Origin of the sequence: Streptomyces alboflavus (assembly GCF_000716675.1) — a bacterium.
GTDB classification, from domain to species: domain Bacteria; phylum Actinomycetota; class Actinomycetes; order Streptomycetales; family Streptomycetaceae; genus Streptomyces; species Streptomyces alboflavus.
In genome coordinates, this window is the sequence record NZ_JNXT01000016.1 from 46,439 (window position 1) to 64,071 (window position 17,633).

Here is a 17,633-nt window from a genome sequence, read left to right on the forward strand (position 1 = left end):
CGCCCAACGGCTCCGCGGAGCCGTCCGGCCCCTTCCGGATGCGGCCACAGTTGCGGTGACACGGTCGGGAACGTCACCGTTTCGGCGGTCTTGACGGCTGGGTACTTGCGCGATCCGTCCCGCCCGTGTGGACTACGGCCAATGCCCCTCGCACGCGCGGGGCCGAAGGCATTCCCAAGAACAAGATCAGGAGGCAATCCGTGAGCGCGACCGCGGACCACGCGGAGACGAACCTTGCCGTAAGGCTGGGGTTCCAGCCCGACATGGTGGTCCAGGAGATCGGCTACGACGACGACGCCGATCAGGAGCTCCGCGAGGCCATCGAGCAGGCCACCGGCACAGAACTCGTCGACGAGGAATACGACGACGTGGCTGATGCCGTGGTGCTCTGGTTCCGAGAGGACGACGGGGACCTGACCGATGCGCTGGTCGATGCCATCGCGTACATGGAGGAAGGCGGTTCGATCCTCCTCCTCACACCGAAGACAGGGCGCGACGGGTACGTCGAGCCCAGCGAGATCGGTGAGGCCGCAACCACCGCGGGGCTGTCCCAGACCAAGAGCATCAACGCGGGCAAGGACTGGAACGGGTCTCGGCTGAGTACGCCCAAGGGAGCGGCCAAGAAGCGCTAGCTGGCCGCAGGCCCTCCGCAGACCCCCGTGAGGCCCCCGACGGTTCGTCCGTCGGGGGCCTCACGTGTGTCCGGGGCGGGCCCCTGCTTCGCGCCGCCGCGCTCGTCCTCACACGCCGGACGGGCTCTCTCCCACCCACCCGCCCTTCCTGGGGCTCCGCCCCAGACCCCGCTCCTCAAACGCCGGAGGGGCTGAAAATTACCCGCCGCAGGGCCTGAAAATTACCCGCCGGAGGGGCTGCAAATTCCCTGCCCTGCGGCCTGAGGCGCACCCGCCCCGCGGCCTGAGACGCACCCCGCCGCAGGGCCTGAGGCGCACCCGCCGCAAGGCTTGAGCCTCACCCGCCGGGGTGTCCTGAACCTCACCCGCCCGGGTGGCCTGAACCTCACCCGCACACTCCCAGCCCGCCCCGGCGGCATCTCAGCCCGTCCGGCGATTGAGGACGAGGCGCGGAGCGCCGATTCGGCGGGGGTCTGTCCCACCCGAGGGGACACCCACCCCCGGGGTCCAGGGGCGGAGCCCCGGTTTCGGAGAAGGGGCGGGCCTGGGGCGCCCCGCGAGGGGACGAGGCCCACCCGTACGCTGGGGGGCACCCCAATGGCCCAGGCGAAGGGAAGTGGCTCCTCGTGGCGATCGAGGTCGGCGTCAAGGCTCCGGAATTCGAGCTCAAGGACAACCACGGGCGCACGGTGCGACTCGCGGACTTCCGCGGACAGAAGAACGTGGTGCTGCTCTTCTACCCGTTCGCGTTCACCGGGGTGTGCACGGGCGAGCTCTGCGCCCTGCGCGACGAACTGCCGAAGTTCGTGAACGACGACACCCAGCTCCTCGCCGTCTCCAACGACTCCATCCACACCCTGCGCGTCTTCGCCGAGCAGGAGGGCCTGGAGTACCCGCTCCTGTCGGACTTCTGGCCGCACGGCGAGACCTCGCGGGCGTACGGCGTCTTCGACGAGGACAAGGGCTGTGCGGTGCGCGGCACCTTCATCATCGACAAGGACGGCGTCGTGCGCTGGACCGTGGTGAACGGCCTGCCCGACGCCCGGGACCTGAACGAGTACGTGAAGGCGCTTCAGAACCTCTGAGAACACCCGTGTGGAAGCCTGTGGCCACCGGGAACCGGTCACTAGGATCCACACGTTGATCCGATGGCAAGCACGACTGGGGCTCCCCGCCCCTGGACACTATTTGGGAGGACTCGTGGGAGTCAGCCTCAGCAAGGGCGGCAACGTATCTCTGAGCAAGGAGGCGCCCGGCCTGACCGCCGTCACGGTCGGCCTCGGCTGGGATGTCCGCACCACCACCGGTCAGGACTTCGACCTGGACGCCAGCGCCATCCTGACGAACGCGGAGGGCAAGGTCAGCAGTGACGCCAACTTCGTGTTCTTCAACAACCTGAAGAGCCCCGACGGCTCCGTGGAGCACACCGGCGACAACATCACCGGTGAGGGCGAGGGCGACGACGAGCAGATCAAGGTCAACCTCGCGGCCGTCCCGGCGGACATCGAGAAGATCGTCTTCCCGGTCTCGATCTACGACGCCGAGAACCGCCAGCAGTCCTTCGGCCAGGTCCGCAACGCCTTCATCCGCGTGGTGAACCAGGCCGGCGAGGCGGAGCTCGCCCGCTACGACCTCTCCGAGGACGCCTCCACGGAGACGGCCATGGTCTTCGGCGAGCTGTACCGCCACGGCGCGGAGTGGAAGTTCCGCGCCGTCGGTCAGGGGTATGCCTCGGGTCTGCGCGGCATCGCGCAGGACTTCGGCGTCAACGTCTGAGCCGAGCAGCATCCAGCAGGGCCGTCCGGCGCCGCACACGACAGGTGCGGCGCCGGACGCGCTCGGCATCGCACGGCCACCGTGCCCCGGCCCTGGTGCCGGGGCACGCGGCAGTCCAACGCAACACCTCGGGGAGGACCAGCATCATGGGCGTCACGCTCGCCAAGGGAGGCAATGTCTCCCTGTCCAAGGCCGCACCCGATCTCACGAAGGTGATGGTCGGCCTCGGCTGGGACGCTCGCTCCACCACCGGGGCCCCGTTCGACCTGGACGCCAGCGCGCTGCTGTGCCAGTCGGGCCGGGTCCTCGGCGACGAGTGGTTCGTGTTCTACAACAACCTGACGAGCCCCGACGGCTCCGTCGAGCACACCGGCGACAACCTCACCGGTGAGGGCGACGGCGACGACGAGTCGCTGATCCTCGACCTGACCAAGGTCCCCGCGCACTGCGACAAGATCGTCTTCCCGGTCTCCATCCACGACGCGGACAACCGGGGGCAGACGTTCGGTCAGGTCAGCAACGCCTTCATCCGCGTGGTGAACCAGGCCGACGGCCAGGAGCTCGCCCGCTACGACCTCAGTGAGGACGCCTCCACGGAGACCGCGATGATCTTCGGCGAGGTCTATCGGTACGGGGGCGAGTGGAAGTTCCGCGCCGTCGGGCAGGGGTACGCGTCCGGCCTGCGGGGCATCGCTCTAGACTTCGGAGTCAATGTTTCCTAAAGGACTCTCCCCGGGATCCCCAAACGGCTGACGGCTCTGCCCGCCGGCCGCCTGAGGAGCCCGGGGGCACCCCCTGGCGAAGGCTTCGCGAAGCCGGAGCCGGGGACGGCGCGGGGGAGACCCGTACACACACGATTGGGTAGCCAGTGGTTCTGAAAACCTTCGGCTGGTCGTTCGCAGTTACTGCGCTCGGCCTGGTCGCAGCGGTGCTCTTTGGGGGGTGGACGGCGTTCGGGATCGTGGCGATCCTGTCCATCCTCGAGATCTCGCTGTCCTTCGACAACGCGGTGGTCAACGCCGGAATCCTGAAGAAGATGAATGCCTTCTGGCAGAAGATCTTCCTCACCATCGGCATCCTCATCGCCGTCTTCGGCATGCGCCTCGTCTTCCCGGTCGTGATCGTCGCCGTCAGCGCGAGCATGGGGCCGATCGAAGCGGTCAAGCTCGCGCTCAACGACAAGGACCAGTACCAGCAGCTGGTCACCGACGCGCACCCGTCGATCGCGGCGTTCGGCGGCATGTTCCTGCTGATGATCTTCCTCGACTTCGTCTTCGAGGACCGGGACATCAAGTGGCTCGGCTGGCTGGAGCGCCCGCTCGCCAAGCTCGGCAAGATCGACATGCTGTCGGTGTGCATCGCGCTCATCGTCCTGCTCGTCTCCTCGATGACCTTCGCCAAGCACGCGCACCAGCACGGCGGCACCCACGCCGACAAGGCGGAGACGGTCCTGATCTCCGGCGTCGGCGGCCTCATCACGTACCTCATCGTGGGCGGACTCTCCAGCTACTTCGAGAACAAGCTGGAGGAAGAGGAGGAGCGCGAGCACGAGGCCGAGGAGGAGGCCAGGGCCAAGGGCAAGCAGGTCTCCCTGATCCAGCTCTCCGGCAAGGCCGCGTTCTTCATGTTCCTCTACCTGGAGGTCCTGGACGCGTCGTTCTCCTTCGACGGCGTCATCGGTGCCTTCGCGGTCACCAACGACATCGTCCTGATGGCGCTCGGCCTCGGCATCGGCGCGATGTACGTCCGGTCGCTCACCGTCTACCTGGTCCGCCAGGGCACCCTCGACGACTATGTCTACCTGGAGCACGGCGCGCACTACGCCATCGGCGCCCTCGCCGCGGTCCTGCTCATCACGATCCAGTACGAGATCCACGAGCTGATCACCGGCTCCATCGGTGTGCTCCTGATCGGCGCCTCGTTCTGGTCGTCCGTCCGCCGCAACAAGGCCCTGGCGGCCGCGGAGGGCGACGGCGCGGGCTCGGGCGACAAGACCGAGGTCTCGTCCGGCGTCTAGGCGCCCTTCGGCCACCCGGCCGGAACAGAAACACCGCGACGGCGGCGTCCCCGACCCGGGGGCGCCGCCGTCGGCGTACCCGGGGTGGCATACGGTGGGCCGACTTCCTGATCCGGACGTGTGGGGCCCGCTCCGGCGAGGAACGCTTCTGTGCGGGGCGGTAGTTGGGGCGTGACCCGGGGCCGCCCCGAGACGTGACGACAACCGACGCGGGGCATTTCTTCTGGGGGTGGCATGTCCTTCTGGGACGGTCTGCGGCCGGGGCGTTCGATGGACTTCGCATCGGGCAGCGCCGCGACCAACTCCATCGAGCTGACCAAACGGCATCCGACGGTCTCGCTGACCAAACAGGGCGCCGCCACGGGCAATCTGCGCGTCACGCTGACGTGGCAGATGCGCACGTCCGACCTCATCGGCAAGAAGCGCGGGGGCGGCAGCCTGCTGCGGCACCCGCTGAAGATGTTCCAGCCCGAGCCGGTGCAGGCGCACACCCAGAGCATGGTCAACGTGGACCTCGACCTGGGCTGCATGTACGAGCTGACCGACGGCAGCAAGGGCGTCGTACAGCCCCTCGGCAACTTCTTCGGGAGCCTCAACTCCCCGCCGTACGTGAAGGGCAGCGGCGACGACCGGTTCGGCTCCGGCTCCGGCGAGACGCTCTACGTCAACCTCGACCACCGCGAGTCGATCAAGCGCCTGCTCGTGTTCGTCTACATCTACGACCAGACGCCCGCCTTCGACCGCACCCACGCCAAGGTGACGCTCTACCCCAGCAACGGTCCGCGCGTCGAGATCGACCTGGAGGAGCGCGCCCCGCAGGCCCGCTCCTGCGCGGTCCTCACGGTCGAGAACATCAAGGACGAGCTGATCGTGCGCCGCGAGGTCCGCTATGTGTACGGCTTCCAGGCCGAGCTCGACCGGCTGTACGGCTGGGGGCTGCAGTGGGGCCGCGGCTACAAGACCAAGGTGGGCGGCACCTGAGCGGCCCCGCGGGGCGGGCGCCGGGGGCGGCTCAGCGGGGCAGGAACTGCGGCCCCTGCGGCGGCAGCCGGAAGTTCGGGTCCGGCACCGGCGCGGGTGCCACCGGATGCGGGTAGCCGTACGCCGGCACGGGGGGCTGGGTCGGCGCGGGCTGCGGGTAGCCGTAGGAGGGCTGGGGCGCGGGGTAGCGCGGCGGCTGGGGCGGGTAGCCGTACGCGGGCTGGGGCGCCGGCGGCGCGGTGGCCGGGTACGGCACCGACGGCTGCGCGGGCTGCGCGGGCTGCGCGGGCGGCAGGGTGTGCGCCGGGGGCACCGGGGCGGGGCCCGTCGTGCCCAGGCGCTGCGTCTGCAGCACGGACGCGTCGGGCGTCGGCTCGGGCACGGCCTCCGACTCGTCCACGGAGATGCCGAAGTCGGTGGCGAGGCCCACCAGGCCGTTGGAGTAGCCCTCGCCGAGGGCACGGAACTTCCAGCCCTCGCCGCGGCGGTACAGCTCCCCGCAGATCAGCGCGGTCTCGGCGCCCGTCTCCGGGGTGATGTCGAAGTACGCGAGGGGCTCCGCGTCGGCCGCGGCTGGGGAGGCGTCGTACAGCAGGATCCGCAGCGCGCGGACGTGCTCGAAGGGCACGTCGTCGGCGGACGCGACGAGCAGCACCCGGCCGACCGCCGGGTCGAGGCCCGCCAGATCGGTCTGGACCGTGTCCGTCAGGCCCTCGGCGACCCGCTTCTTGCCCAGGCGCCAGACCTTGCCGGAGGGGTGGCGCGGCTGGTTGTAGAAGACGAAGTCCTCGTCCGAGCGCACCCGGCCGTCGGTGCCGAGCAGCAGCGCCGACGCGTCGACGTCGGGGGCGCCCTGGCGCGGCGTCCAGCGCAGGACGGCGCGGACGGCGGCGGCTTCGAGCGGGACGTTCGACCCCTTCAACATCGCGTGCGTCATGCGGTCATCCTGCCTTCCTCGTCCGGCGCCGGACAACGCGGGTCCCGGGCTCAGGACCGCCGTGTTCCCGCCCGGCTGCCGGGCCCCGCTTCCGGGCGCACGCTTTCGGACACCCGCCGGTCCCGGCGCCGTCCTGCCCGTGTCCTGCCCGTCTTGTGGCCTATGACACCTGCCTGTGCCGGTGTGGGGCACTCGTGTGCGACATGGCCGGGTTACCTGAATTTCATGCCCGGAGGGAACCTCCGACACCCGCCCCTACGTACTATTACCGGCCACATCACTTCGGATCGCGTCGACGATACGTCGGGTCGCGTCGGCGATACGGGCGATATCAGGAGAATTCCAGGGGAACCCCATGCGTCATTTCGGGCACATAGCCCCAGAGGTGCGAGCGCGCCTCTTCCATCGGGAGCCGTGTGCCTTCACCGCGGACTCCCCGCCGCAACTGCTCGCGGTGGCCCTCGGCGCCACGCTGTACAGCCCGGCCACCCGGCCGCGGCTCGCGGACGACATCCTCAAGCAAGCCAGCCGTGGCGTGATCTCGATGGTCATCTGCCTGGAGGACTCCATCGGCGACGCGGACGTCGTGGCCGCCGAGGAGAATCTGATCCGGCATTTCGTGGACCTCGCCGGACGGCCGGACGTCGAGCCGCCGCTGCTCTTCATCCGGGTCCGCACCCCAGGGCAGATCCCTGACCTGGCCCGCAGGCTCGGCCCCGCGATCCGCCTGCTGTCCGGATTCGTCCTGCCCAAATTCACCGAGGAGCGCGGCGTCCCGTTCCTGGAGTCCCTCGCGGCCGCCGAGGTCGCCACCGGGCGGCGGCTTTTCGCGATGCCGGTCCTCGAATCGCCCCAGCTCCTCTATCTGGAGAGCCGCGCCGAGGTCCTCGCGGGCATCGCCCGCACCGTCGACAAGTACCGCGAGCGGGTCCTCGCGCTGCGCCTCGGCGTCACCGACTTCTGTTCCGCGTACGCCCTGCGCCGACCCCCGCACATGACGGCGTACGACGTCCAGATCGTCGCGTCCGTGATCGCGGACGTGGTCAACCACCTCGGCCGCGCCGACGGCACCGGCTTCACCGTCACCGGGCCCGTCTGGGAGTACTTCCGCGTCCAGGAGCGGATGTTCAAGCCGCAGCTGCGCCAGAGCCCCTTCCTCCAGGTCCGCGCCGAGGAGCTGCGCCAGGCCCTGATCGAGCACGACCTGGACGGCCTCCTTCGCGAGATCGAGCTGGACCGGGCCAACGGCCTGCTCGGCAAGACCTGCATCCACCCCTCGCACGTCCTGCCCGTGCACGCCCTGTCGGTCGTCAGCCACGAGGAGTTCAGCGACGCCCAGGACATCCTGCGCCCGGAGCGGGACGGCGGCGGCGTCATGCGGTCCGCGTACACGAACAAGATGAACGAGGTGAAGCCGCACCGCGCCTGGGCCGAGCGGACCCTGCGCCGCGCCGAGGTCTTCGGCGTCGCGCGCGAGGACGTCGGCTTCGTGGAGCTGCTCAGTGCGGGGTTGCCCCAGTGAGCGGTGTCGGCGACGGTGCCGAGGGGATCCCCATCAGCGAGGCAAGGAATTCAGTGGACGTGGTGTGGTCGGGTACGTGGGTCGCCGAGCGGCTCGGGGTCGAGCTGGTCGAGAGCGGCGGGGCCGATGTCTCCGGCGGCTCCGCCGGGGCGGGGCCGCTGCGGGAGCTGCTCGGGCTCGCCCTGCGCCGCAACCCCAAGCGGGCGCATCTGCTCGTGTCGAACGTCCTCGGCAAGCACGTGCCGCAGCACCCGTCGGTGATCTGGCGCTCCGGGTACGACCTCGGCGTGCGCGTCCGCGAGCTGCTCGGCCCGGACGAGGCCGCCCGCGCCCTCGTCCTCGGCTACGCGGAGACCGCGACCGGACTCGGCCACAGCGTCGCCGACGGCCTCGCCCTCGCCCCCTACCTGCACTCCACCCGCCGCCCCGTGCCCGGCGTCGAGCGCGCGGGCGGCTTCGAGGAGTCCCACTCGCACGCCACCTCCCACCTGCTGCTCCCGGAGGACCCCCGGCTGCTCGCGGGCGACGGCGCCCTCGTCCTCGTCGACGACGAGTTCTCCACCGGCAACACCGTCCTCAACACCATCCGCGGCCTGCACGAGACCTTCCCGCGCGAGCGGTACGTCATCGTCGCCCTGGTCGACATGCGCGCGCCCGAGGACCGTGCCCGCCTCGACGCCTTCGCCCGCGAGATCGGCGCCCGCGTCGACCTCATCGCCCTCGCCTCCGGCACGGTGCGGCTGCCCGCCGACGTCCTGGACAAGGGGCAGGAGCTGGTCGCCCGGTACGAGACGGCTGCGGCCCCGGTGTCCGCGCCCGGCGCGGGGCGGGCGCCCGTCACCCGCGTCGACCTGGGCTGGCCGGCCGGGGTGCCCGACGGCGGCAGGCACGGCTTCACCGCCGCGCACCGGGCCCGCCTGGACGCGGCCCTGCCGGAGATGGCGGAGCGGGTCGCGGCCGCGCTGCCGGAGGAGGCCCGCCGGGTGCTCGTGCTCGGCTTCGAGGAGCTGATGTACGCGCCGCTGGCGCTGGGCGTGGCTCTGGAGCGGAGGCTGGGCGGGGGTGAGGCGGAGGCCGGTGGCGTCGGCGAGGGCGCCGCGGGCGTCGAGGTCCGCTACTCCACGACCACCCGCTCACCCGTCCTCGCCGTCGACGACCCCGGCTACGCCATCCGCACCCGCCTCGTCTTCCCGGCGCACGACGACCCGGCCGACGGCCCGGGCCCGCGCTACGCGTACAACGTGGCGGGCGGCGGCTTCGACGCGGTCGTCGCGGTCGTGGACTCGGTCGCGGACACGGAGGCGCTGCACGCGCCCGACGGCCTCCTGGCCGAGCTGTCCGCGCACACCGGACACGTCCTGCTCGCCGTGGTCCCCTCGTACGTCCCGTCCCCGACCGCCGCCCCGCACCCTTCCCCGCACGCCCCCCAGGATCAGGAACCCCGCATGCTGCCCGACCCCCTCCGCGGCCCCGCCTTCTCCTCCTACGCGCCCGAGGACGTCGGCTGGCTGCTCCAGGACCTGTCGGACGTCACGCTTGAGGCGCCCACCGAGGAGCGCGAGGAGGCCATCCAAAGCGGCGGCGCGCACTACGCCGAGTCGCTGCCGGTGGAGTACCAGCCGAGCCCGCGCTACCAGGAGCTGTTCCGGGCCGCGCTCGACACCTCCGCGGCCCGCATCGCACAGGCCGTCGGCACGGTCACCGAGACCGTCCTCGCCGAGCGCGCGGGCGGCACCGGCCGCCCCGTCCTCGTGTCCCTGGCCCGCGCGGGCACCCCCGTCGGCGTCCTGATGCGCCGCTGGGCCGAGGCCCGGCGCGGCCTCGACCTGCCGCACTACGCCGTGTCCATCGTGCGCGGCCGCGGCATCGACGCGAACGCGCTGCGCTGGCTCGCCGCGCACCACGACCCGGCCGACGTCGTCTTCGTCGACGGCTGGACCGGCAAGGGCGCCATCACCCGTGAACTCGCCGCCGCGATCGAGGAGTTCGAGGCGGCGGGCGGCGCCCACGGCTTCGACCCGGCGGTGGCGGTGCTCGCCGACCCCGGCTCCTGCGTGCGCACATACGGTACCCGCGAGGACTTCCTCATCCCGTCCGCGTGCCTCAACTCCACGGTGTCCGGCCTGATATCGCGTACGGTGCTCCGCGCGGACCTGGTCGGACCCGACGACTTCCACGGCGCGAAGTTCTACCGCGACCTCGCTGACACCGACGTCTCCGGTGACTTCGTCGACGCGATAGCGGCCCGCTTCGACGAGGTGGCGGGCGCCGTGGACGTCCAGGTCAAGGAGCTCCTGGCCGCGGACAGGGAGCCCACCTGGGAGGGCTGGGCCGCCGTCGAGCGCATCAGCGAGGAGTACGGCATCCACGACGTGAACCTCGTCAAGCCCGGCGTCGGCGAGACCACCCGGGTGCTGCTGCGCCGGGTCCCGTGGAAGATCCTCGCCCGCGAGGGCGCGGGTGCCGACCTCGACCACGTCCGGCTGCTCGCCGAGCAGCGCGGCGTACCCGTCGAGGAGGTGGCCGAACTCCCCTACACCTGCGTCGGGTTGATCCACCCCAAGTACACGCGTGGCGCGACCGGCGCCGACGGCAAGGCGGTGGCGAGCGCATGAGCACTCCGCGTACGTCTCCCGCCCCCGGCTCCGCCGCCCCCCGCCCGCTCGTCGCGAGCGACCTCGACCGCACCCTCATCTACTCCGCCGCCGCGCTCGGCCTGCGCATGCCCGACGCCGACGCGCCGCGGCTGCTCTGCGTCGAGGTGTACGAGGGCAAGCCCCTGTCGTACGTCACGGAGGCCGCCGCCGCGCTTCTCGTGGAGCTGGCCGAGCGCACCGTCTTCGTGCCCACGACGACCCGGACCCGCGAGCAGTACCACCGCATCCATCTCCCCGGCCCCGTACCGCAGTTCGCGATCTGCGCCAACGGCGGGCACCTGCTGGTCGACGGCGAGTCCGACCCGGCGTGGCGGGCCGCCGTCGAGCGCCGCCTCGCCGTCGAGTGCGCGCCCCTCGCCGAGGTCCGCGCCCACCTCCTGCGCACCGCCGACCCGTCCTGGCTCCTGAAGGAACGCGTCGCCGAGGACCTGTTCGCCTACCTCGTCGTGGACCGCGCGCAGCTGCCGTCCGGCTGGGTCAAGGAGCTGGGGGAGTGGGCCGCCGGGCGCGGCTGGACCGTCTCCCTCCAGGGCCGCAAGATCTACGCCGTGCCGCGGCCGCTCACCAAGAGCGCGGCCATGCGCGAGGTCGCCCGCCGCACGGACGCCCCCGAGGTCCTCGCCGCCGGCGACTCCCTCCTCGACGCCGACCTCCTCGAAGCCGCCACCCGCTCCTGGCGCCCCTCCCACGGCGAACTCGCCGACACGGGCTGGACGACGAAGGGCCTGACGGTGCTCCCGGAGCGGGGGATCGCAGCAGGCGAACAGATCCTGCGAGAGTTCTTGGCAGGCCCCACATCTGCGTAGCCCTTCGGGCCCACCCCGCCCTGTGGGCAGCTGGTCCGCCCAGAGGGCGGGCTGGGCACAGGGCGGGCCCCGCGGCACCGGGCAGCCGTTCCCACGCCCACCGCACCGCGCCCCGGGGCCGCCCCCACCCCCGTACCCTGTCCCCATGCCCCGATACGAGTACCGCTGCCGCCCCTGCGGCACCACCTTCGAGCTGTCCCGCCCCATGGCGGAGTCCGCCGCCCCGGCCACCTGCCCCTCCGGCCACGAGGACACGGTGAAGCTCCTGTCGACCGTGGCGGTGGCGGGCACGGCCTCGGCACAGGCGTCGGCCCCGGCGGCCGCAGGCGGCGGTGGCGGCTGTTGCGGTGGCGGCTGCTGCGGCTGACGTCCCGGCGCGGGACGGGCGGGGCTAGCGGAGCACGGCCCCGTCCCCGTCCCCCAGCATCCCCAACTCCCCCCGAGTGGGCGCCCCTTCCCAGTCCCCCCGGGAGGCCACGGCGAACGCCCCCGTGGTGACCGCCCGCTCCAGGCGCCCGGCCACGTCCGCCCCGTCGAGCAGCGCGGACAGATACCCGGCGACGAAGGCGTCCCCGGCCCCGACGGCGTCCACGGCCCGCACGGCCCGTGCGGGCCGGTGGAGTTCCCCGCCCCGCGTGTACGCGGTGGCCCCGCGGGAGCCGAGCTTGACGACGACCTCGCGCACGCCGAGCCCGAGCAACAGCCCGGCCTGGTCGGCGGGTTCACCGGGAGCGCCGTCGGCGGGCAGGCACAGCGGCAGCTCGTCGTCGGAGGCGACGAGGACGTGGACGTACGGGATCCAGTCCCGGATCACCGCCGCGGCCTCCTCCTGACTCCACAGCCGAGACCGGAAGTTGACGTCGAGGCAGACCCGCACGGAGTGCTCCCGGGCGAGCCGCAGCGCCCGCTCACAGGCGGCCCGCGGCCCGGGCCCCAGGGCCGGGGTGATGCCCGTCAGATGCAGCACCCGGGGCGGCGGCCCGGCGGCGAAGGCCCGCTCCACGGCGTCGGGGCCGAGCCGTGAACCGGCGGACCCGGCACGGTAGTAGTGCACCCGCGTCACCTCGGGCAGCCGCGGCTCGAAGAGCAGCAGCCCCGTCGGCGCGCCCGCGTCCCGGCCCGCGCCGCGGACGTCCACACCCTCGGCCCGCAGCGTGCGCAGCACCAGCTCCCCGGCCTCGTCGTCGCCGACGGCCCCCGTCCAGCGGACGCCGTGGCCGAGCCGGGACAGTCCGATGGCGACGTTCGACTCGGCCCCGGCGACGGACACGGCCATCGACCCGCCGAGCTTCAGCGGCCCGTCGCCGCGCAGGGCGACCATGCTCTCGCCGAAGGTGAGGACGTCCGCGCTGCCACCGAGCGCATGCGCGTCCGTGCTCTCGCCGGAGGTGGGTGCGTCCGCGCTCTCACGGGAGGCGGGCACGTCCGCCCCGCGGGCGCTCACCCGCACACCGCCACGAACCGCGCGGCCCGCGCCCGCAGCGCGCCCACGTCCCCGCCGTCCGCCGCGTCACCGACCAGCGGCGAGCCCACGCCGACGGCGACCGCGCCAAGGTCCAGGTACTCCGCGGCGGCGGCCGCGTCCACGCCGCCGACCGGCACGAACGGCAGGCCGGGGAACGGCCCGCGCAACGCCTTCAGATACGCGGGCCCGCCCACCGCCGACGCCGGGAAGATCTTCAGGGCGCTCGCGCCCGCCGCCCCGGCCGCGATCACGTCGGTCGGCGTCAGGACCCCCGCGAGGACGGGCAGGCCCCGGCCGACAGCGGCGTCGACGCCCGGGCCGAGTCCCGGCGTCACCACCAGGTTCGCGCCCGCGTCGGCCGCGCGCGCCGCGTCGTCCGCCGTGAGGACCGTGCCCGCGCCGAGCCACGCGTCGGGACCCAGTTCGGCGCGCGCCCGGCGCAGCACGCCCAGCGCGTCGTGGCCGCTGAGCGACACCTCGACCAGCGGCACACCGCTCTCGATCAGCGCCATGACCGTACGGAACGACGCCTCCGCGTCCGTGCCGCGCACGATGGCGACGAGCCGCCGGGTCCGCAGCTCCTGCATGAAGTCGACCATGCCCCCAGGCTCGCACAGGGCCCCGGGCGCGGACCGGCGCCCCCGGAGCACCGCCCTGGTCAGACCTGGTCCGGGTGGCGCGCCTTCCAGTACGGGTTGTCGTGCGGCAGCGTCGCGCTGACGCGCCCGTACATCCCGAAGAACATCAGCAGCACGCCCACCACAAAGCTGAACAGCACGTTCTGGATGCGGAACGCGAGGAAGTTGAAGCTGCTCTCCAGCAGGGCGAGATTGACGAAGCCGCTGAGGATGAACGCGATGCCGAGGACCATGTTCAGCGTCGACGCGAAGTTGCCGCCGATCACCATCCCGGCGAACAGGAGCAGCCCGACGCAGATCGACAGGACGCTCAGCGCCCCGTTGGTGTTCAGGCCCGCCACGGTGTCGCCACGGGTGTCGAAGAACCCGATCTTGTCGATCAGGCCGAGGATGCCGAACGCGAGCAGGACCAGGCCCATCAGACCGGCGCCGAAGCGGTAGATCCGGCTCAGCCGGTGGTCGACGGGCAGATGCTCGTCGAGGGTGACGTGCCGCCTGCGGTCCTTGGACCGGGGCCCGGGATGAAGTACGTGCGTGGCCATGTCCGCCTCCCTGAATCCTTCAAGGCGCATCCTTCGATGCGCGCGAAAGGCCCGGCCTTCGTCCTTCCAGGATCCGCCCGGCGGCCGCCGACCGCCAACAAGAGGCCCACCGACCAGCACATTCGTGGTTTCGCCGGGGGCCTACGTGCGGCCTCAGGCGCCCTGCCCCCGCTCCTCCCGAATCTGGGCGACGACCCGGGCGACGGTCGTGCGCACGCCCTCCGTCTCGGTCAGGAAGTGCCAGTAGTCGGGGTGGCGGCCCTCCAGGGCGGCGACGGCCCGGTCCAGGCGGGCCACCGAGTCGTCGAGGGGGCGGGCGTGGCGCGGGTCGGGCGTGCTGCGGCCCGCCATGGCCAGGCGCTGGGCGTCCCGGACGGCGAAGCGGGTGCGCTCGATCTCGGCCTGCGGGTCCTTCGACACGGCGTTCAGGCGGCGCAGCCGGTCACCGGCGGCGGACACGGCCTCGTCGGTGGAGTTCAGCAGTGCTCGTACGGTGGACAGCAGGGCCGTGGCGTCCGGCCAGCGCTGGTCCTCGCGGGCCCGCTGCGCCTCCTTCAGCTTGGTCTCGGCCTGCCGCACGTTCTCCTCGGCCTGCTGCGGCACCCGCTGGAGGTCCTGCCAGCAGGCGGCGGTGAACCGGCGCCGCAGCTCGCTGAGGATCGGCTGCACCTGGTCGCTGCGCGTGGTCAGCGCCTGCGCGCGAGTCCGCAGCGACACCAGCCGCCGGTCGATCTCACGGGCCCGCTCCGGCAGCCGCTCGGCCTCGGCGCGGACCGCTTCGCCGTCCCGTAGGACACGGTCGGCGCGCTGCAGCGTGTCGGCGACGCCGTGCTGTCCCGCGCCCTGGTTCAGCTTGGTCAGCTCGGGGGCGAGCGCGGCGAGGCGGCCCGCCAGATCGTCGGCCTTCAGCCCCGCGGCCCGGACCGCGTCCAGGGCGTTGCTCGCGGCGAGCAGTGTCTGCCGGGCGCGCTCCACGGCCGGGGCCAGGCGCGCCAGTTGGGTCTCGGCCTTGTCGAGCAGCGGGGACAGGCCCTGCGTGAACCGGTCCAGGTCCTTCTTGGCGCTGCCGAGCGCGTCCTTGGCCTCGGTCAGCTCGGCACGGGCCCGCGCGGCGGCCGACGTCTCCAGGTCGTCGCGGTCGAGGTCGTGCGCGTCGACCGCGGTGATGTACTGATGGCTCACCTCGTCGATGCGCCGCCCGAACGCCTCGAAGTCGGCGGCGGCCTTGCGGGCGGCCGGGGAGGAGTCCACGGCCGCGATGGTCTCGATGGAGATCCGCAGGTCGCGCTGCGCGGTGTCCAGCTCGTAGAACGCGGCCGCGGCGGCGTCCTTCGCGGCCTGCGCCTCGGCCCGCACGCTCTCCCCGCGTCCGCCGAACCAGCGTCGCGTACCGCCGCCGGCGAAGGAGGCGGGCAGGGCGGCGGCGAGCAGGGGCAGGGGGAGCAGGACCAGGGCGAGGGTGTCGCGGGCGGCGGCCCGCAGGGGTGGGCGCCCGGCGGGCAGGGGTGGGCGCGCGACGGGCAGGAGTGGGCGCCCGGTCGGCAGGGGTGGGCGCGGCTTCCGCCGCCGCGACCCGCCGCTCACGGCGGCGCCGCAGCGCGAGACGACGGCATCTGCGGCGGACACCGCCGACGACGCCCATCTGTTCCCTGTGTACGGCCGCGGAGGTGTCGCCGTCACTGTCCCTCTCCCGTGCTGTTCGCCCTGCCCGGTTCATTCTCCCACCGGTTAGGGACGAACACACGGGCCGGTCAGTTCGCGCTGCGCACTGTGACGTTGCCGTCGGCGCTCCGCACGGACACGTGGTGGGGGCTGCGGTCGTCGCGGGGGACGGTGACGTCGGTGCCGCCGTCGACGGTCTCGGTGTCGACGCGGTACGAGGCGGCCCCACCTTCGCCACTCCCCTTGCTCCCCTTGCTCCCCGTCACCGGCAGCGCGATGTCCACGGACCCGTCCTGGCTGCGGGCCTGGAGCCGGTCGGGGGCGGCGGCGAGGTCGAGCCGCACGGAGCCGTCCTTGGAGGTGGCGCTGACACGCTTCGACGTGACGCCGACGGCGCGCACGGACCCGTCGACGCTGCGCAGGTCGAGCGGCCCGCTGACGTCGCGCAGCCGCACGGACCCGTCGGCCGTACGCACCTTCAGCGGCTCCCGGAACCCGGTGGCCGTCACCGACCCGTCCCTGTTCACGACATCCACGGCGGTGCCGCGCGGCACGACGACCCGATGCTTGGCCGAACAGTTGCTGATGACCCCGCTGCACTTCACGCGCAGGGTCAGCCGGTCCCCGTCCATGTCCCACGTCACCTTGGGGCTCTTCCCGAGCACGGTCCGCCCGTCGAACCACCGCGTCACCCGCACGTCCCTGGCCCCCTTGTCGCCCGCGACCACCAACTCCACCGCCGAGTCGTCCGAGTCCACGGTGAGGGTCCGCCCCGACAGCGCGAACGACCGCCGCTCCGGATCGGAGTCGTCCGAGGCATCGGCCCCGCACGCCGCGACGAGCCCGACGACGGCACTCGTCGTCCCCACGGCGACCAGCACCCGCATCCCACGCGGACTCCGCCCCTGCCCCGGACGACGACTGCGCACGGCCATGACACGCTCCCCTTGCTCACCTGCCCACAGCCCCTGCCGCAAGCACAGGACGACCGTACGAACCCGCGCCCACCAAGGGGATCCGGCTGCCCACCGAATCCGAGGTGGGGCTGACCCCCGCACCCCCGGCGACCTCCGCCCCCACCCCCACCAGGGGTTTGCGGGGCCGCCCCACCGGCAGGGTAGGCTGTCGGAACATTCCGGGCGCGTAGCTCAGGGGTAGAGCGCTGCCCTTACAAGGCAGATGTCGGCGGTTCGAAACCGTCCGCGCCCACCAGTGCGAAGACCTCCGGCCGATCCTGGCCGGGGGTCCTCGGCGTACGTGACACTCGCCCTCATCCCTGCGTCCTCACGTCGGCCGCGAGCCGCGCGGCGCGCACGGCCTGGCGCAGGCGGGTGCCCTCAGGGCACGCGTCGTCCCTGCCGCACGCCGGGCAGTCGCGCAGGTGGTGGAGGTGGGCGCGGTACAGCTGGTCCGCGTGCCAGGTGGCGCCCTCGGTCACGTCTCGGCCGCCGTCGGGCTGTCGGCCGTCGCGAGCAGAGTGCGCAGGCGCGCCGGGTCGCAGAGGTGGCCCGGGTGCCGGGGTGGGACCACCCAGGCCGCGAGTGGCGTGACGCCGTCCGGGCGGGGGACGCCTAGGTAGGCGTCGGCGCCCAGGTGTTGCTCCGTGTCGGGCCATGGGGTGCCCGGGGGTACGAGTGCGTAGTACGGGGCTTCGCTGTAGCGGGTGTCGCGGAGGACCGGACCGTGCAGCCACTCCGCCAGGACCTTGGCCACGGTGTCCGGCTCGGCGCTGCCGACCACGCCGCGCATGCGCCCGGCCGGAATCCGGATCGCGTCGAAACGACGGCCGAGAGGGAGCAGGGCGAGGCCGTGATGGGCCCATTCGGCGTGGGCCTGTTCGGGCAACGGGTGGGTGCGGGCGAGCCAGTTGCAGACCGCCCTGCGGTGCGCGGAGCACGTCGATGAGTCCATGGTCAGGACCGTAGGGACAGCTTTCGTGCGCCTGTGCGCTGATTGCGCGGGATTGCGTGGTCCGTTACGGACGGTGCGAGGAGGAGC

The 17,633-nt window shown here is 72.6% G+C and carries 18 protein-coding genes and 1 tRNA gene; 11 read left to right on the forward strand and 8 right to left on the reverse strand.

The window, feature by feature from the left end:
* The first annotated feature begins 200 nt into the window (after positions 1-200).
* The 6 genes from OO63_RS14015 to OO63_RS14040 all read left to right on the forward strand — a co-directional run bounded on the left by OO63_RS14015 (position 201) and on the right by OO63_RS14040 (position 5,406).
* Positions 201-632 carry a DUF3052 domain-containing protein gene (locus OO63_RS14015; protein WP_030358529.1) on the forward strand — a complete coding sequence of 144 codons (432 nt, stop codon included), beginning with the start codon at positions 201-203 and terminating at the stop codon, positions 630-632.
* 626 nt (positions 633-1,258) lie between these two features.
* On the forward strand, positions 1,259-1,717 hold the full coding sequence (locus OO63_RS14020; protein ID WP_030358528.1) for a peroxiredoxin: 459 nt from the start codon (positions 1,259-1,261) through the stop codon (positions 1,715-1,717).
* Positions 1,718-1,832: 115 nt separating this feature from the next.
* Positions 1,833-2,408 (forward strand): TerD family protein, encoded by a 576-nt coding sequence (locus tag OO63_RS14025; RefSeq protein ID WP_030358527.1) that lies wholly within the window; start codon positions 1,833-1,835, stop codon positions 2,406-2,408.
* A gap of 146 nt (positions 2,409-2,554) precedes the next feature.
* Positions 2,555-3,130 (forward strand): TerD family protein, encoded by a 576-nt coding sequence (locus OO63_RS14030; protein WP_030358526.1) that lies wholly within the window; start codon positions 2,555-2,557, stop codon positions 3,128-3,130.
* A gap of 146 nt (positions 3,131-3,276) precedes the next feature.
* A complete protein-coding gene (locus OO63_RS14035) occupies positions 3,277-4,425 on the forward strand; it encodes a DUF475 domain-containing protein (RefSeq protein ID WP_030358525.1) in 1,149 nt (382 codons plus the stop codon).
* A gap of 234 nt (positions 4,426-4,659) precedes the next feature.
* Complete coding sequence (locus OO63_RS14040; protein WP_030358524.1) at positions 4,660-5,406, forward strand: TerD family protein; 747 nt, start codon at positions 4,660-4,662, stop codon at positions 5,404-5,406.
* A gap of 31 nt (positions 5,407-5,437) precedes the next feature.
* Here OO63_RS14040 and OO63_RS14045 read toward each other — a convergent pair whose 3' ends face one another.
* Positions 5,438-6,343 (reverse strand): TerD family protein, encoded by a 906-nt coding sequence (locus OO63_RS14045; RefSeq protein ID WP_030358523.1) that lies wholly within the window; start codon positions 6,341-6,343, stop codon positions 5,438-5,440.
* Positions 6,344-6,698: 355 nt separating this feature from the next.
* Here OO63_RS14045 and OO63_RS14050 point away from each other — a divergent pair, with 355 nt between their 5' ends.
* The 4 genes from OO63_RS14050 to OO63_RS14065 all read left to right on the forward strand — a co-directional run bounded on the left by OO63_RS14050 (position 6,699) and on the right by OO63_RS14065 (position 11,695).
* Positions 6,699-7,865 (forward strand): HpcH/HpaI aldolase/citrate lyase family protein, encoded by a 1,167-nt coding sequence (locus OO63_RS14050; RefSeq protein ID WP_030358522.1) that lies wholly within the window; start codon positions 6,699-6,701, stop codon positions 7,863-7,865.
* A gap of 53 nt (positions 7,866-7,918) precedes the next feature.
* Positions 7,919-10,480 carry a phosphoribosyltransferase gene (locus tag OO63_RS14055; protein WP_169786611.1) on the forward strand — a complete coding sequence of 854 codons (2,562 nt, stop codon included), beginning with the start codon at positions 7,919-7,921 and terminating at the stop codon, positions 10,478-10,480.
* On the forward strand, positions 10,477-11,328 hold the full coding sequence (locus OO63_RS14060) for an HAD family hydrolase (protein WP_033264120.1): 852 nt from the start codon (positions 10,477-10,479) through the stop codon (positions 11,326-11,328). Before OO63_RS14055 ends, OO63_RS14060 begins: the two co-directional genes overlap by 4 nt.
* A gap of 145 nt (positions 11,329-11,473) precedes the next feature.
* Positions 11,474-11,695, forward strand: coding sequence for an FmdB family zinc ribbon protein (locus OO63_RS14065; RefSeq protein ID WP_030358519.1), 222 nt, complete (start codon positions 11,474-11,476; stop codon positions 11,693-11,695).
* 24 nt (positions 11,696-11,719) lie between these two features.
* Here the strand turns inward: OO63_RS14065 and OO63_RS14070 are convergent, their stop codons facing one another.
* The 5 genes from OO63_RS14070 to OO63_RS14090 all read right to left on the reverse strand — a co-directional run bounded on the left by OO63_RS14070 (position 11,720) and on the right by OO63_RS14090 (position 16,522).
* Positions 11,720-12,772, reverse strand: coding sequence for a sugar kinase (locus tag OO63_RS14070; protein ID WP_267885476.1), 1,053 nt, complete (start codon positions 12,770-12,772; stop codon positions 11,720-11,722).
* Positions 12,769-13,392: a bifunctional 4-hydroxy-2-oxoglutarate aldolase/2-dehydro-3-deoxy-phosphogluconate aldolase gene (locus tag OO63_RS14075; protein WP_030358517.1), complete on the reverse strand. Its 624-nt coding sequence runs from the start codon at positions 13,390-13,392 to the stop codon at positions 12,769-12,771. The genes OO63_RS14070 and OO63_RS14075 overlap by 4 nt, the downstream gene beginning before the upstream one ends.
* Before the next feature lie 59 nt (positions 13,393-13,451).
* Positions 13,452-13,973, reverse strand: coding sequence for a DUF4383 domain-containing protein (locus OO63_RS14080; protein ID WP_033264121.1), 522 nt, complete (start codon positions 13,971-13,973; stop codon positions 13,452-13,454).
* Between the two features lie 153 nt (positions 13,974-14,126).
* On the reverse strand, positions 14,127-15,497 hold the full coding sequence (locus tag OO63_RS14085) for a coiled-coil domain-containing protein (protein ID WP_199819488.1): 1,371 nt from the start codon (positions 15,495-15,497) through the stop codon (positions 14,127-14,129).
* A gap of 227 nt (positions 15,498-15,724) precedes the next feature.
* Positions 15,725-16,522, reverse strand: coding sequence for a DUF4097 family beta strand repeat-containing protein (locus OO63_RS14090; RefSeq protein WP_030358514.1), 798 nt, complete (start codon positions 16,520-16,522; stop codon positions 15,725-15,727).
* Positions 16,523-16,772: 250 nt separating this feature from the next.
* On the opposite strand from OO63_RS14090, the gene OO63_RS14095 reads away from it, so the two are divergent.
* Positions 16,773-16,847: transfer RNA gene (locus tag OO63_RS14095), tRNA-Val, on the forward strand.
* 58 nt (positions 16,848-16,905) lie between these two features.
* On the opposite strand, the gene OO63_RS45380 is transcribed toward OO63_RS14095, so the two are convergent.
* A complete protein-coding gene (locus OO63_RS45380) occupies positions 16,906-17,073 on the reverse strand; it encodes a hypothetical protein (protein ID WP_157853997.1) in 168 nt (55 codons plus the stop codon).
* A complete protein-coding gene (locus OO63_RS45385; RefSeq protein ID WP_051810847.1) occupies positions 17,070-17,546 on the reverse strand; it encodes a hypothetical protein in 477 nt (158 codons plus the stop codon). Before OO63_RS45385 ends, OO63_RS45380 begins: the two co-directional genes overlap by 4 nt.
* Positions 17,547-17,633 lie beyond the last annotated feature (87 nt).

Coding starts and splice junctions, on each gene's coding strand:
- OO63_RS14030 (WP_030358526.1), top strand. CDS start 2,555: ATGGGCGTCACGCTCGCCAAGGGAGGCAATGTCTCCCTGTCCAAGGCC.
- OO63_RS14040 (WP_030358524.1), top strand. CDS start 4,660: ATGTCCTTCTGGGACGGTCTGCGGCCGGGGCGTTCGATGGACTTCGCA.
- OO63_RS14045 (WP_030358523.1), bottom strand. CDS start 6,343: ATGACGCACGCGATGTTGAAGGGGTCGAACGTCCCGCTCGAAGCCGCC.
- OO63_RS14050 (WP_030358522.1), top strand. CDS start 6,699: ATGCGTCATTTCGGGCACATAGCCCCAGAGGTGCGAGCGCGCCTCTTC.
- OO63_RS14060 (WP_033264120.1), top strand. CDS start 10,477: ATGAGCACTCCGCGTACGTCTCCCGCCCCCGGCTCCGCCGCCCCCCGC.
- OO63_RS14065 (WP_030358519.1), top strand. CDS start 11,474: ATGCCCCGATACGAGTACCGCTGCCGCCCCTGCGGCACCACCTTCGAG.
- OO63_RS14075 (WP_030358517.1), bottom strand. CDS start 13,392: ATGGTCGACTTCATGCAGGAGCTGCGGACCCGGCGGCTCGTCGCCATC.
- OO63_RS14080 (WP_033264121.1), bottom strand. CDS start 13,973: ATGGCCACGCACGTACTTCATCCCGGGCCCCGGTCCAAGGACCGCAGG.
- OO63_RS14090 (WP_030358514.1), bottom strand. CDS start 16,522: ATGCGGGTGCTGGTCGCCGTGGGGACGACGAGTGCCGTCGTCGGGCTC.
- OO63_RS45385 (WP_051810847.1), bottom strand. CDS start 17,546: ATGGACTCATCGACGTGCTCCGCGCACCGCAGGGCGGTCTGCAACTGG.